The sequence below is a fragment of the Glycomyces sp. NPDC048151 genome (assembly GCF_043202775.1).
GTDB lineage: Bacteria > Actinomycetota > Actinomycetes > Mycobacteriales > Micromonosporaceae > Glycomyces.
This window is the reverse complement of sequence record NZ_JBIDBB010000002.1, coordinates 540,052-554,338: the sequence shown is the minus strand read 5'-3', so window position 1 is coordinate 554,338 and position 14,287 is coordinate 540,052. Positions and strand designations below refer to the sequence as shown.

Annotated in this window: 15 protein-coding genes; 13 read left to right on the top strand and 2 right to left on the bottom strand. The window is 70.2% G+C overall.

Annotation, left to right across the window (positions count from 1 at the left end):
• Positions 1–324 precede the first annotated feature (324 nt).
• The 4 genes from eno (at position 325) to ACGGCP_RS06015 (ending at position 3,869) form a co-directional block, all read left to right on the top strand.
• Positions 325–1,605 carry a phosphopyruvate hydratase gene (gene eno / locus ACGGCP_RS06030; protein ID WP_392961696.1) on the top strand — a complete coding sequence of 427 codons (1,281 nt, stop codon included), beginning with the start codon at positions 325–327 and terminating at the stop codon, positions 1,603–1,605.
• Between the two features lie 245 nt (positions 1,606–1,850).
• Positions 1,851–2,378 (top strand): septum formation initiator family protein, encoded by a 528-nt coding sequence (locus ACGGCP_RS06025; protein ID WP_392961693.1) that lies wholly within the window; start codon positions 1,851–1,853, stop codon positions 2,376–2,378.
• A gap of 37 nt (positions 2,379–2,415) precedes the next feature.
• Positions 2,416–2,952: a DUF501 domain-containing protein gene (locus ACGGCP_RS06020; RefSeq protein ID WP_392961690.1), complete on the top strand. Its 537-nt coding sequence runs from the start codon at positions 2,416–2,418 to the stop codon at positions 2,950–2,952.
• Positions 2,949–3,869, top strand: a complete 921-nt coding sequence (locus ACGGCP_RS06015) for an exopolyphosphatase (RefSeq protein WP_392961687.1) — start codon at positions 2,949–2,951, stop codon at positions 3,867–3,869. The genes ACGGCP_RS06020 and ACGGCP_RS06015 overlap by 4 nt, the downstream gene beginning before the upstream one ends.
• Positions 3,870–4,071: 202 nt before the next feature.
• Here ACGGCP_RS06015 and ACGGCP_RS06010 read toward each other — a convergent pair whose 3' ends face one another.
• Positions 4,072–4,749, bottom strand: a complete 678-nt coding sequence (locus tag ACGGCP_RS06010; protein WP_392961685.1) for a hypothetical protein — start codon at positions 4,747–4,749, stop codon at positions 4,072–4,074.
• Positions 4,750–4,868: 119 nt separating this feature from the next.
• Here ACGGCP_RS06010 and ACGGCP_RS06005 point away from each other — a divergent pair, with 119 nt between their 5' ends.
• Positions 4,869–5,561: a TetR/AcrR family transcriptional regulator gene (locus ACGGCP_RS06005; RefSeq protein ID WP_392961682.1), complete on the top strand. Its 693-nt coding sequence runs from the start codon at positions 4,869–4,871 to the stop codon at positions 5,559–5,561.
• A gap of 89 nt (positions 5,562–5,650) precedes the next feature.
• A complete protein-coding gene (locus ACGGCP_RS06000; protein WP_392961679.1) occupies positions 5,651–6,133 on the top strand; it encodes a hypothetical protein in 483 nt (160 codons plus the stop codon).
• Here ACGGCP_RS06000 and ACGGCP_RS05995 read toward each other — a convergent pair.
• Positions 6,130–6,939 carry a PP2C family protein-serine/threonine phosphatase gene (locus tag ACGGCP_RS05995; RefSeq protein WP_392961677.1) on the bottom strand — a complete coding sequence of 270 codons (810 nt, stop codon included), beginning with the start codon at positions 6,937–6,939 and terminating at the stop codon, positions 6,130–6,132. The two genes, ACGGCP_RS06000 and ACGGCP_RS05995, sit on opposite strands and share 4 nt — an antisense overlap.
• A gap of 246 nt (positions 6,940–7,185) precedes the next feature.
• On the opposite strand from ACGGCP_RS05995, the gene ACGGCP_RS05990 reads away from it, so the two are divergent.
• From ACGGCP_RS05990 to smpB, 7 genes are all read left to right on the top strand, one after another.
• The gene (locus tag ACGGCP_RS05990; protein WP_392961674.1) at positions 7,186–8,547 is read left to right on the top strand and encodes a protein kinase; all 1,362 of its coding nucleotides are present in this window, start codon (positions 7,186–7,188) and stop codon (positions 8,545–8,547) included.
• 252 nt (positions 8,548–8,799) lie between these two features.
• Positions 8,800–9,303 carry a PadR family transcriptional regulator gene (locus ACGGCP_RS05985; RefSeq protein ID WP_030155315.1) on the top strand — a complete coding sequence of 168 codons (504 nt, stop codon included), beginning with the start codon at positions 8,800–8,802 and terminating at the stop codon, positions 9,301–9,303.
• Positions 9,304–9,422: 119 nt separating this feature from the next.
• Positions 9,423–10,541, top strand: coding sequence for a peptide chain release factor 2 (gene prfB, locus ACGGCP_RS05980; RefSeq protein WP_392961671.1), 1,119 nt, complete (start codon positions 9,423–9,425; stop codon positions 10,539–10,541).
• Between the two features lie 251 nt (positions 10,542–10,792).
• On the top strand, positions 10,793–11,473 hold the full coding sequence (gene ftsE, locus ACGGCP_RS05975) for a cell division ATP-binding protein FtsE (RefSeq protein WP_205326604.1): 681 nt from the start codon (positions 10,793–10,795) through the stop codon (positions 11,471–11,473).
• 22 nt (positions 11,474–11,495) lie between these two features.
• Complete coding sequence (gene ftsX, locus ACGGCP_RS05970; RefSeq protein ID WP_392961667.1) at positions 11,496–12,371, top strand: permease-like cell division protein FtsX; 876 nt, start codon at positions 11,496–11,498, stop codon at positions 12,369–12,371.
• Positions 12,372–12,441: 70 nt separating this feature from the next.
• Positions 12,442–13,686 (top strand): M23 family metallopeptidase, encoded by a 1,245-nt coding sequence (locus tag ACGGCP_RS05965; protein WP_392961664.1) that lies wholly within the window; start codon positions 12,442–12,444, stop codon positions 13,684–13,686.
• A gap of 60 nt (positions 13,687–13,746) precedes the next feature.
• Positions 13,747–14,253 carry an SsrA-binding protein SmpB gene (gene smpB, locus ACGGCP_RS05960; RefSeq protein ID WP_392961661.1) on the top strand — a complete coding sequence of 169 codons (507 nt, stop codon included), beginning with the start codon at positions 13,747–13,749 and terminating at the stop codon, positions 14,251–14,253.
• Positions 14,254–14,287: the final 34 nt, after the last annotated feature.

Below are 14,287 nucleotides of genomic sequence, written 5' to 3'. Positions count from 1 at the left end.
CGCGTCCAGGTTCGCGGTTAGCAGCGTCGTCGCGATCGGCATCCGGGGGGCACGCCTAGCACAGGTGTCTGATCTGAGATAGGACTCCACCCTATAGCGGTGCGTCCACGGCCCATGTAACACGAGCGTCCGCGTTGCGGGCAACACCAATTCACCGCGGATGGCCCCCTCCACGCGGTCTTTTACCGGCTCGGAGCCATCGCCGGGAGGAGCAGGGCGTATCCTCGGGAGCTGTGGCCGACGCAGTGTCGGGTCGGCCGAAATCCTTCGGACACGGCCCCGTAATCGGGCCGATCGTCAGATTCGGCTATTTCAGGAGTGACAGTGGCTGCAATTGAAGACATCCGGGCCAGGGAGATCCTCGACTCGCGCGGCAACCCCACCGTAGAGGTCGAGGTGCTGCTGGAGGACGACACGCTCCAGCGTGCGGCGGTCCCGTCCGGCGCCTCCACCGGCGCGTTCGAGGCGATCGAGCTGCGCGACGGCGACAAGAACCGCTACCTCGGGAAGGGCGTCGAGAAGGCCGTCGACAACGTCAACGGCCCCATCCGCGACGCCCTCATCGGCATCGAGGCCTCCGAGCAGCGCCTCGTCGACCAGGCCCTGCTGGACGCCGACGGCACCCCCGACAAGTCCAACCTCGGCGCGAACGCCATCCTCGGCGCCTCCCTCGCCGTCGCCAAGGCCGCCGCGGACTCCGCCGAGCTGCCCCTCTACCGCTACATCGGCGGCCCGAACGCGCACCTCCTGCCGGTGCCGATGATGAACATCCTCAACGGCGGCTCCCACGCGGACTCCAACGTCGACGTGCAGGAGTTCATGATCGCCCCGATCGGCGCCCCCACCTTCAAGGAGGCCCTGCGCTGGGGCGCGGAGGTCTACCACGCGCTCAAGTCCGTCCTCAAGGAGCGCGGCCTCTCCACCGGCCTCGGCGACGAGGGCGGGTTCGCCCCGAACCTCGACTCCAACCGCGCCGCCCTCGACCTCATCTCGGTCGCGATCGAGAAGGCCGGCTACAAGCTCGGCACCGACATCGCCTTCGCGATGGACGTCGCCGCCACCGAGTTCTACACCGACGGCGCCTACCTCTTCGAGGGCCAGAAGAAGACCGGCGAGGAGATGAGCGCCTACTACGAGGAGCTCATCGCCGCCTACCCGTTCGTGTCCATCGAGGACCCGCTCTCCGAGGACGACTGGGCCGGCTGGGCCGCGCTCACCGCCGCCGTCGGCGACCGCCTGCAGATCGTCGGCGACGACCTGTTCGTGACCAACCCCGAGCGCATCCGCCGCGGCATCGACGAGAAGGCCGCCAACGGCCTCCTCGTCAAGGTCAACCAGATCGGCTCGCTCACCGAGACCACCGACGCCGTCGAGATGGCCCACCGCGCGGGCTTCGGCTGCATGATGAGCCACCGCTCCGGTGAGACCGAGGACACCACGATCGCCGACCTGGCCGTCGCGATGACCTGCGGCCAGATCAAGACCGGCGCCCCGGCCCGCTCGGACCGCGTCGCCAAGTACAACCAGCTCCTCCGCATCGAGGAAGACCTGGGCGACGCCGCCCGCTACGCCGGCGCCTCGGCATTCCCGAAGTTCGGCAAGTAGGCGTACGCAGCGAACGGCCGATCCAGTGCACGCCGGAGGTACCTCCGGCGACTGGGAAAGGGCTCCCGGTCGCAACCGTAGCGAGGCGAACCTGAAGGCAGGCTGAGGTCGCCTGAAGGGAACCTGAAGCCGGTCCACGGCAACGCAGACGAAGGCGCCCGACTCAGCGAGTCGGGCGCCTTCGCGCTGCCCGGCCGCAGCGGGCGAAGCCGTCCCCGCGTTCCCCGATCGACTAGGCTGGGCCCGTGAACGCGAGCCGCCGACCCAGCCACCCGGGAGGACGATCCACCGGACCCGGCCGCACCCGTGCCGCCCGCCGCCCCGCACCCGGGACGGCCGGCCGCGCCGAGGTCAAACGGGTCCGCTACCGCCCCGCCCGCAAGGTCTCCCGCCGCGCCGCGATCCTCGCCCTCGTCCTCTCCGCGCTGGCTCTCGCCTACGCCTACCCCCTGCGCACCTACGTCGAGCAGCGCATCGAGATCAACCGCCTCGAAGCCGAGCAGTCGGCCCAGTCCGAGCACATCGAGGAGCTCGAGGCCGAACGCGTCAAGTGGGACGACCCCGAGTACGTCAAGGCCCAGATCCGCTCCAGCCTCCTCCTCGTGCCCCCCGGCGAGGACCTCGTCATCGTCATCGACGAGGACGACCCGAAGCACACCGGTGGCGCAGACGACGAAGCCGCCGAGGACCAGACCTGGTACGAGGAGCTGGCCGATACCTTTGCAGACGCCGACCGGCTCGACCCAGACGAAACAGAGGAACCAGCGCAGTGATGGCCGTACGACCGCGAGCGCCGCGAGGCGGGGCGCTGTGAAGCCCGCCGAGTGGCCCCAGCAGCCCGAACCGGTGACCGAGGCCGACGCGGCCGCCGTCCGCAAGCAGCTCGGACGCCCGATGCGCGCCGCCCACGCCGTCGCGTGGCGCTGCCCGTGCGGCCAGCCCGCCGTGATCGAGACCGAGCCGCGCCTGCCCGACGGCACGCCGTTCCCGACCACGTACTACCTGACCTGCCCGAAAGCCGCCTCGGCCATCGGCCGCCTCGAAGGCGGCGGGGTCATGAAGGACATGAACGAGCGGCTCGGCGCCGACCCCGAGCTCGCCGCGCAGCACCGCCGCGCCCACGAGGACTACCTCGCCCGCCGCGCCCGCCTCGGCGAGGTCCCCGAGATCGACGGCATCTCCGCCGGAGGCCTGCCCGACCGCGTCAAATGCCTGCACGCCCTCGTCGGCCACTCGCTCGCCGCCGGACCGGGCGTCAGCCCCATGGGCGACGAGGCCGTCGAACTGCTCCCCGAATGGTGGACGCGCAGCAGCTGCGCCACCGCGAACCAGGAGGACGGCGAATGACCCGCCGCGTGGCCGGCATCGACTGCGGCACCAACTCGATCCGCCTCCTCATCGCCGACGTCGACGACACAGGGCGGCTCCACGACGTGGTGCGCCGCATGGAGGTCGTGCGCCTCGGCGAAGGCGTCGACCGCACCGGCCGCCTCTCCGACGCTGCGCTCGAACGCACCCGCGTCGCCCTGGCCGACTACACCGCCCAGATCCGCGAGCACGGAGTCGAGGCGGTGCGCATGGTCGCGACCTCCGCGAGCCGCGACGCCTCCAACGCCGCCGACTTCAAGGCCATGGTCCAGGCCGTGCTCGGCCAGGACCCCGAGGTGATCACCGGCGACGAGGAGGCCCGCCTCTCCTTCACCGGCGCGGTCGCCACCCTGCCCGTCCATGAAGGACAGCGGCTGCTCATCGACATCGGCGGCGGCTCCACGGAGTTCGTGCGCGGCACCGGATCCGACGTCGCCGCCGCGATCTCGGTGAACGTCGGCTGCGTCCGGATGACCGAGCGGCACCTGCGCTCCGACCCGCCGCGCGCCGACGAGATCGCCGAAGCGGTCGCCGACATCACCGGCATCGCCGACGGCGCGCTGGCCGTGGCCGACGCCGCCCGCGAGGCGACCGAGCTCGTCGCGGTCGCCGGGACGGCGACCACGATCGCCGCGATCTCCTTGGGGCTCAAGGAGTACGACGCGGACGCGATCGACGGCACGCGGCTCTCCTACGCGCAGGTCGCCCAGGTGACCGCCGACCTCGCCGCGGCCGACCACGAAGCGCGCCTGGCGATCCCGGTGATGCACCCGGGCCGCGCCGACGTCATCGTCGGCGGCGCGCTCGTCCTGCGCACCATCATGGAGCAGAGCGGCATCGACTCGGTCCTCATCTCCGAGCACGACATCCTCGACGGCATCGCCCTGTCGGCGTAGGCGAGAAGCGAAGCGACACAACGCGAAGGCGGCCCCGCATCTGCGGGGCCGCCTTCGCGTTCAAGTGACTGTGCTTCGCGTTCGGGCAGTGTCGGACCCTCGGGAGAGAATGGAATTGGGGGGTCCCGGGGTGTCCGATTTGAAGGCTAGCGCCGGAAATGCGAAGCGCGCGGGCACAGGCCCGCGCGCTTCGCCTCGACGCTTACGCGTCCTGGAGTTCCCGGGCGGGACGCTTCGCCGCCGCGCGCCACATCTCGGCGGCGAGCCACAGGGCCGCCACGGTCACCAGTGCGCCCCAGGCGATCCGGCCGGCGTGCGGGAAGAAGTACTGCGGGAGCATCGTCACGAGCAGGGCCGCGAGCGGCACGGCGCTCCACTTGTTCAGGGTCCCCGAGCGCCACACTGCCACCGCGGCGAGCACCGCGGCGATCGCGATGAGGGCCAGGCCGGTCACGAAGACGCCCAGCGCGGTGGGGTCCATCCGGAACGCCTCGCCGACCTCGGTCAGCGTCGCGTCGCCGTCCTCGACGGCCCGCTGGCCGATCGCCTTGAGGCCGTAGACCTCCGCGCCGTAGTACGAGATCGTCAGCGCCGAGCCGATGTACCCGATCGTGGCGGCCATGAACGCGGTCTTCTCGTTGCGGGTGCCTTCGAGGTGGCCGCGCAGTGCGCCGTAGCCGAGCGGGATGAGGATGAGGCCGACGATCGCCGCGATGTGCGCGATCGACCATCCGGCGCTCGTCCAGGACTCGGCGCCTTCGAGCGTGGTCTGGTCGAGGCGCGGGGCGGCGGCCTCGTAGATGACGAAGAGGACGCCGGCGAGGGCGAAGGCGAGGGCGCCCATGCGGGCCCGGGGGGCGTCGTTCTGGGGGAGGGACATGCTGGCTCCTTGGGGGTTCACTGCTCAATTTCGAGAGCAGTGCTCTCTGTTGAGAGCAATGATTGCACACTCGTTCCGACAATGCAAGAGCGGTGCTCTCGTTTCGGTACACTGGCCTGATGAACGCGCCGAAAACCGCCCGCGAGCGTGCCCGGGCCGAGCTCACCGCCGAGATCCTCGCCGCCGCCCGCCGCCAGCTCCGCGAGAGCGGCGCCGCCGACCTCTCCCTGCGGTCGGTCGCCCGCGAACTCGGCATGGCCTCCTCGGCCGTCTACCGCTACTTCGCCAGCCGCGACGAACTCCTCACCGCACTCATCGTCCAGGCCTACACCGAGATCGGCGAGGCGGCCGAAGGAGCCGATCGGCCCGGCGACGCCCCCGAGGACCGCTGGCTCGCCGTCTGGCGCGCGGTCCGCGCCTGGTCCCTCGCCAACCGCCACGAGTACGCGCTCATCTTCGGCACGCCCGTCCCCGGATACATCGCCCCGCACGTCACCGTCGAGGTCGCAGGGCGCATGCCGCTCACCCTCGCCCGCATCGCCGCAGCCGCCAAGCGCACCGGAAAGCTCAGGCCCGCACCAGGACCGGTGTGCCCGCCCGAGGCCATCACCCCCGAGATGCTGGTCCTCCTCGAAGGCCACGAGTTCACCCCCGACGAGACCGCCAAGCTCATCCTCGCCTGGAACCGCCTCGTCGGCATCATCGGCTACGAGCTCCACGGCCACCTCGCCAACGTCACCGCAGACGACGCCCTCTTCTTCGACCACACCGCCCGCACCGAAGGCGCGCAACTCGGGCTCTTCCGCGACTGAACGGGTGGCACGATCCGGGGATATGCGGCCGTCCCCCGCTTCTCGTCTACGTGGGTAAGCACATCCGCTCGACGAAAAGGAACGCCATCATGCGCCGCTCACTGCTCACCGCAACCGCCCTCCTCGCCCTCGCGGGCCTCGCCGCCTGCGACGCCGGGAACCTGGGTGGCGACGACCCGGCCGAGGAGAACACCACGGTCGCCGAAGCCGCCCCCGGCTCCACCGCCGAGGAGGAGGCCCCCGCCGAGGAGCCCACCGGGATCGACCCGCGCCTCGAAGCGATCGTCGGCACCTGGGAGGCCGACTACGACGACGTCGGCCCGCACGGCTCGACCCTCACCATCGAAGAGGACGGCACCGCGGTCCTCTCGTCCTTCGCCAACCAGCACGGCGACTACGAAGGCACCGTCAACATGAACGACGGCGACCCGAACGTCTTCGTCGGCACCGAGCCCGAGACCGAGGAGGAGATCACCGTCCAGCTCGTCTACGACGCCGAAGCGGACACGCTCACCCTCGAATACCCGGGCGACGGCGGCATCATCGCGCACACCCGCGCAGAGGAGGGCTAGCCCCGCAGGGCCAGCGCCACGACGATCGCCGCGATCACCAGCACCACGCCGATCGCGGCGATCGCCCACGGCCAGCGCCGCAGCTGCCGGTGCTCGGCCACGTCGCCCACCACGACGGTGACGTTGTCGGGCCCGCCGCCCTCGAGGGCGAGCCGCACGAGCTCGTCGGCCGCGGCCTGCGGATCGGTGAAGTCGCGCAGCACGTTCTCGATGACGGCGTCGTCGACGACGTCGCTCAGCCCGTCGGAGCACAGCATGTACCGGTCGCCGATCAGGGCCGGGCGCGTCTCGAAGTGGGCGGGTGCCGGGTTCGCCTGGAGGACGCGGGTGACCACCGACTTGTACGGGTGGTCCTGGGCCTCGGCGGGGGTGATCGCGCCTTCGTCGACGAGGTGCTGCACGTACGAGTCGTCCACGGTGACCTGGACGAAGTCCTCGCCTCGCACCTGGTACGCCCGCGAGTCTCCGATGTGGACGATGTCGACCGCGTTGTCGCCCAGCCAGAGCCCGGTGAGCGTCGTCGCCATGCCCTCCGACTCGGGGTTCTCGGCCACGGCCGCCCGGATCCGGTCGCGGGCGGCCTCGACGACCGCGCCCAGCTCGGCGCTCGCCTCGACGGGGGAGCGGCGGGCGAGCCGCGTCACCTCCGCGATGGTGACGCCGCTGGCCACCTCACCCGCGGCCGCGCCGCCCACGCCGTCGGCGACGGCCAGGAGCCGCCGCGACGCGAGGTGGGAGTCCTCGTTCAGGTCGCGGACTTTGCCCACGTCGGTCGCGGCGCCGTAGCGCCAACGCAATTCGGTCACAGGCGATCACCACTGTTTCCGCACCGGGATTCGGCTGTCTGTTCAAAGCTTGGCCGTTCGAGGGACATGGGCGCAAGTGTAGTGTCCCGCCACTCACAGCACGCGACCGTTGATCCCGGTGCGCGCGCCCCCGCCCCCGCCCCGGTGTATCCCCGGATCGTGCCACCCTGGGACTCCGCCGCTGAGCTGCGACGACGCCCCATTTACAGTGGAACGAGCGCCAACGCCCGCCCCCTAGGAGCACCCATGCACACCGTTCTGGCCGACCGGTACGTCCTGGAGCAGGAGATCGCCCGCGGCGCGGTCGGCGTCGTGTGGCGGGCCCTGGACCAGGTCACCGGAGATCACGTGGCGGTGAAGGTCCTCCGCCCCGAGCTGCGCGACGAGGCCGAGATCTTCGAGAGCTTCCGCGCCGAGGCCGACATCCTCCGCACGATCGACCACCCCGGCGTCGTCGCCGTCAAGGACTTCATCGTCACCATCGAGGTCTGCGCGGTCGTGCTCGAGTTCCTGCCCGGACTGGACCTGCGCGAGCACCTGCGCCTCCACGGGCCCCTCCCGGCCGCCGAGGCCGCCCGCCGCTGCGCCAGTGCCGCCGAGACCCTCGCCGCGATCCACCGCGCCGGGTACCGCCACGGCGACGTCAAACCCGGCAACCTCATGCTCGCCGGGACCGACGGCCTGAAGTTCATCGACTTCGGGATCGCCCGCGCCGCCGCGTCCAAGACCGCGCCGTCGCACGGCACCCCCGAGTACATCGCCCCCGAGGTCGCCTCCGGCGACTCGGCGAGCCCCGGCGTCGACAACTACGCGCTCGGCCTCGTCCTCTACGAGGCCCTGACCGCGCACAGCGCCTACCGCGGCGGCTCCATCACCGAAGTCGTCGAACGCCACCTCACGCGCATCCCCGTCAAGCCCGCCGCCGTCGACCCCGACCTGTGGCGCGTCGTCGAGATGCTCCTGGCGCTCGACCCGCGCGCCCGCGGGGACCTCGACGCGGTCGCCGCCGAGCTGCGCCGCCTCGCCCCGCGCCTGTCGAACCAGGCGACCGCGCCGATCGAGCCGGAGCTGAAGGAGCGGGACGCGACGGCCACCTTCAAGTACGAGCCGGTGACCCCGAACGCGCCCCAGATCGAGCAGGCCGCGCTGGCGGCGATGATGACGGCCCCCGACCCCGGCGCGGACGGCGGGCCGCGCGGCGCGGTGTACGGCAAGGACGACGAGAAGATGGGACGCGGCTGGATCGTCGGTCTCGCCCTCGCCGGATGCTTCGTCGTGATCGCGGCGGTCTGGGCCTTTCTGGTGGTCACCCGCCCCGATCTTCCCGATGAGGACGATGTGGCCGATCCGTCCGCGAGCGTGAGCGAGTCCGCGCCCGTGGAGAGCGAGAGCCCAGCGGACCCAACGGAATCGAGCGCGGAGCCGAGCGCGACGCCGGGTGAGGAGTCGGCCACTCCTCAAGGGCCGGACGCCGACAGCGAGTCGCCTGACCAGAATTCGGATGAAATGTCCGAATCGGAAGGCGCGGGCGATGATTCCACAGAGGGCGGTTCCGACGACGACTCGCCCGGATCGGATCTCATCGGTTCCCCGATGCCCCGCAACTGAAAGCGGCGACGACAGTCGATAATGATGCGTGAGCACCGGGCAACGCCGAGTCATCGCAACCCATGGGGGCGATCGGGATCACATGATTGGAATTCTCGAAACAGGCGTTGCAATCCAGCGAAGGACTCAGACCGTTTCGCAAGGCTTGCAGCGTAATCCGTGAACCCATCCAATCAAGTATCGGTAACGGTCTATCGACACATTGGAGCTGTCCACTTGTCATGAGGGCATCCACATGGCATCCTGTCGGGCATGGCAGGAAAAGAACTCAACGCAACCTCAGCAGCATTGCTGGGCTTGCTGCACGAAGGACCGATGACCGGCGGACAACTCATGGCCGAGGCGACCCGTCGCCTCGGTCCGTACTGGACCATGACGCGTTCCCAGGTCTACCGCGAACTCCCGGCCCTCGCCGAAGGCGGACTCGTCCGCGTCGGCAAGCCGGGACCGAGGGCCTCGGTGCCCTACACGATCAGCGCCAACGGCAAGCGGGCGTTCACCCGCTGGCTCAACGAGCCGGCCCGCATCGGCCAGCTGCGCGACCCCGTCGCGCTGCGCACGGCCTTCCTCGACTACCTCTCCAAGGACACCGCCGAGGAGATGTTCGCGGACGCGACCGAGCAGCACCAGGAGGCCTTGGCAGAGGCCCGCGCCGCTGCGAAGGACTACGCGGACGAGGACCCGAACGCGGCGATCGCGATGGAGTTCGCGATCGGCTACCACCGCTCGGCCCTCAGCTGGCTGAAGAAGCGCTAAGCAGAACGCCCCGGGCCTGACCCGGGGAACGACGATCAAGCACGGAACGGGACGCGGCCCATCGCAGGGCTCGCGTCCCGTTTCGTATGAGCCCGAATACAGGCGTACGCTGAGCTGTTGTGACCAGTGTCGATGTTTCCGCCGATCTCCGTGAACTGAAGGCGACGCTCGCCAGCGTCGAGGCCGTCCTGGACCTCCCCGCGCTGCGGCGCGAGCTGGCCGAGCTCGAGGCCGCGGCCGCCGACCCCGGGCTGTGGGACGACACCGCGCAGGCCCAGAAGATCACCTCCCGCCTGTCGTACGTCCAGGCCGAGCTCAAGAAGCTCGCCGCGCTCCACGAGCGCATGGACGACGTCGAGGTCCTGTTCGAGCTCGCCGACGACGAGTCCGACCCCGGCGCCGCCGCCGAGGCGGCCGCCGAGCTCGACTCGATCCGCAAGGCCGTGGACGAGCTCGAGGTGCGCACCCTCCTCTCCGGCGAGTACGACGAGCGCGACTCGGTCGTCACGGTGCGCTCCGGCGCGGGCGGGGCCGACGCCTGCGACTTCGCCGAGCAGCTCATGCGCATGTACCTGCGGTGGTCCGAGGCGCACGGCTTCGGCACGGAGGTCTACGACATCTCCTACGCCGAAGAGGCCGGGATCCGCTCCGCCACGTTCGCAGTGAAGGGCCCGTACTCGTACGGCCACCTCTCGGTCGAGCAGGGCACGCACCGCGTCGTGCGCATCAGCAAGTACGACAACCAGGGCCGCCGCCAGACCGGCTTCGCGGCCGTCGAGGTCGTGCCGGCCCTGGAGCAGACCGACGAGATCGAGGACATCCCCGAGGACGAGATCCGCGTGGACGTCTACCGCTCCTCCGGCCCCGGCGGCCAGGGCGTCAACACCACCGACTCGGCGGTGCGCCTGACCCACCTTCCGACCGGCATCGTCGTGTCCTGCCAGAACGAGCGCTCGCAGCTGCAGAACAAGGCCACCGCGATGGGCGTCCTCAAGGCCAAGCTCCTCCAGCGCAAGCGCGACGAGGAGCGGGCGAAGGTCGACGAGCTGCGCGGCTCTGCCACGGCCTCGTGGGGCGACCAGATGCGCTCCTACGTCGAGCACCCGTACCAGATGGTCAAGGACCTGCGCACGGGCTTCGAGACCGCCGACGTCAAGGGCGTCTACGACGGCAACATCGACGGCTTCCTGGAGGCCGGGATCCGCTGGCGCAAGAGCGGCGAGAAGGCCGCCGAGTAGCCTCCCCGCACCCGGATCGCAGATCCTATAGGAATGCGGTCCGGGTCCGAAGGGGACCGGTCCGTGGCCGTCCGGTGACGCTCCGCCGACCGTTCATGGGCCGCCTGACCATATGGGCTTCCTCCGTTCGGCTGAAATCGCGTCGTAACCCTTGCACGGCCGTGACATATGGGGCTGAAACTGCGGAATATGCCACGCTTGTACTGGAGCCGCCCGACCGGCCCCGGGGTTCGGCGGTTAGACTCCGCCTCGTGATTCAGCTTGAGGGTGTAACCAAGCACTACCCCCGGTCGAACCGCCCTTCGGTCGAGGACGTGAACGTCTTCATCGACAAGGGAGAGTTCGTCTTCTTCATCGGTCCCACCGGTGCGGGGAAGTCCACGATGATCAAGCTCCTGCTGCGCGAAGAGGTTCCGGACAAGGGCAAGATCACCGTCGGGGACACCGACGTGACGAGGCTCCGCCGGTGGAAGGTCCCCGCCTACCGGCGCAGCATCGGCTGCGTGTTCCAGGACTTCCGCCTGCTGCCGAACCGCACGGCCGCCGAGAACGTGGCGTTCGCGCTCGAGGTCATCGGCAAGCCGCGCTCGGTCGCGCGCCGGGTCGTCCCCGAGGTGCTCGAACTGGTCGGCCTCGGCGGCAAGGAGCACCGCTACCCGCACGAGCTCTCCGGCGGCGAGCAGCAGCGCGTCGCGGTCGCCCGCGCCTTCGTCAACCGGCCGCTCCTGCTGCTGGCCGACGAGCCCACCGGTAACCTCGACCCCGACACCTCGATCGAGATCATGCGGCTCCTCGACCGGATCAGCCGGACGGGCACGACCATCCTCATGGTCACCCACGACTCCAACATCGTGAACCAGATGCGCCGTCGCGTCATCGAGATCGAGAACGGCCAGATCGTCCGCGACCAGGCTCGCGGCGTCTACGGCTAAGCGGAAGGCAGATTCAGAGCACATGCGCGCGAAGTACGTGATGTCCGAGGTCTTCCTCGGACTGTGGCGCAACATCTCCATGACCGTCGCCATGATCATCACCATGGCCGTCTCGCTGACGATGCTCGGCGCGGGCCTGCTCCTGTACAACCAGGTCGACGTGATCGAGGAGTACTACCAGACCAACCTCGAGGTGGTCGTCTACCTGGAACGCGACATCGACCAGGCGATGACCGACCAGATCGGCGCCGAGCTCCAGGACAGCGACCTCGTCGCCGAGGTCCAGTACGAGTCCAAGGAGGACGCGTACAAGCGCTTCCAGGAGACGTTCGAGGACACCCCCGACCTGGTGAAGTCCGTGGACGCCGAGGTCCTGCCGTCGGCGTTCCGCGTCAAGATGGTCGACATCGCCGACGCCAAGGAGCTCATCGGCCAGTTCGAGGGCCGCGAGGGCGTCTACCAGGTGACCAACCAGCGCGAGATCCTGCAGCAGGTCTTCGACATCCTCGGCGGGGCCCAGCGCCTCACCCTGATCGTCGCCCTCGTGCAGGGCGTGGCCGCGCTCATGCTGGTGGCCAACACGATCCAGGTCGCCGCGTACTCCCGCCGCCGCGAGGTCGCGATCATGAAGCTGGTCGGCGCGCCGAACTGGTTCGTCCAGGCGCCGTTCGTCCTCGAGGCGGTCTTCGCCGGCGTGATCGGCTCGGTCTTCGCCTTCGGCACGCTCATCGCCGCGAAGTTCCTGGTCATCGACGGCCAGTTCGCGGACCTGTTCAAGCTGATGCCGCCGATCGAGATGCAGGCGATCCTCATCCTGCTCCCGATCCTCATCGGCGTCTCCGCGGTGATCAGCGCGATCACCGCATGGATCACCTTGCGCTTCAACATCAAGGTCTGATCTACCCGGTTCGGGGGTTATACCCCGAACAGCCTGAATGTCCGTCGCGGATGGACTAAATTCGGGCCCTATGAGGCGAATCGGTTGGCTGCTCGCGGCCCTGCTCCTGGCAGGGACCGCGAGCAGTCCCGCTTTCGGGGTCTCCCAGTCCGACCTGGACCGGGTCGAGCGCGAGAAGGCCGAGATGGCCGCGCAGCTCGAGGACGCCTCGGACGAGGTGCGCGCCGCGGGCCAGGTCCTGGCCGAGACCGAGGCCGAACTGCCCGTCGCCGAGCACGCCGTGGACGTCGCCCAGGGCCGGGTCGCGGCCGCCGAGGCCGAAGCGGCCCAGGCGCAGCGCGAGGCCGACGCCGCCCGCGAGGCCCTGGAGGCCGCCGCGGCCGAGTACGAGGCGGCGCGCGCCGCCGTCGAGTCCGCCCGCGAGGCCCGCGCCTCCCTGTTCGCCGCCACCGCGCGCGGCTCCGAACTGCTCACCGTGGACGCGATCCTCGCCTCCGGCGACCCGCAGACCGCCGTCGACGGCCTCACCTACCTCGAGTTCATGATGGACGGCAAGAACCGCGCGGTCGAGGAGGTCACCCTCGCCCGCCGCGAGGCCGCCAACGCCGAGAACGCCGCGTCCCTGGCCGAGACCGAGGCCGAGGCCGCCGAGGCGGCCGCCGCCGAGGCGCTCGCGGCCGCCGAGGTCCGCTTCTCCGAGGCGCAGGCCGCGCAGCTCGCCGTCGAGGAGCTCGTCGGCCGGCACGAGACGGCGCTCGCGGTCGCCGAGGACGCCCGCGACGACGCGCAGTCCGAGTACGACGACCTCGAGGCCGAGTCCGAGCGGCTCGCCGAGCAGCTGCGCCAGGCCGCGCGCGACGACGAGGACGACGACCGGGACTCCGGCGGCGGCTCGTCCTCCGGCGGCGGTGGCGGCGGCGGGTTCGTCGTCCCGGTCGACGGCTGGAAGTCCTCCGACTTCGGCTGGCGGCGCCACCCGATCTACGGCACCACCCGCCTCCACGGCGGCACCGACTTCGCGGCGGGCACCGGCGCGACCATCCACGCCGCCGACTCCGGCAAGGTCGTCTACGCGGGCTGGAGCTCCGGCTACGGGCAGCTGACGTGCATCAGTCACGGCGGGGGCGTGTCCACCTGCTACGCGCACCAGTCGGAGATCTGGGTGAACGACGGCGAGTACGTCGACCGCGACGAGGGGATCGGCGCGGTCGGCAGCACGGGCGACAGCACGGGCCCGCACCTGCACTTCGAGGTCCGCGTCCACGGCGACCGCGTCAACCCGGTCGGGTACCTGCCGAGCTGCCTCTGCCGGTAGCGCTCCGCTTCCAGTGAAATAGCTTTCGACAGACACATGTTCGATCGTTAAGCTTGCTGCGTGTCCAAGAAGCAGCAGGAGAAGGTCAAGCACTCGGGTCCCGAGCGCTCGGTGGTGACCACCAACCGCAAGGCCCGGCACGACTACGAGATCCTGGACACCTACGAGGCCGGGATGGTCCTGTCGGGGACCGAGGTCAAGGCGCTGCGCCAGGGCAAGGCGAACATCATCGACGCGTACGCCGAGATCTACAACGGCGAGGCGCGCGTCCACAACCTCCACATCCCCGAGTACGACTTCGGGACGTGGACCAACCACCCGCCCCGGCGCATCCGCAAGCTCCTGCTCCACCGCGGCGAGATCGCGAAGCTCGCGCACAAGCTCGACGAGCCCGGCCTGACGCTGGTGCCGCTCTCGGTGTACTTCCTCAACGGCTACGCCAAGATGGAGCTCGGGCTGGCCCGGGGCCGCAAGAACTACGACAAGCGCCAGGCCATCGCCAAGCGCGAGTCCGACCGCGAGATCGAGCGCGCCATGGGCCGCGCCGCCAAGCGCGGCGGCAAGTGAGCCGGGGAATATCGGTTCGACGCCCGCCGTTGGA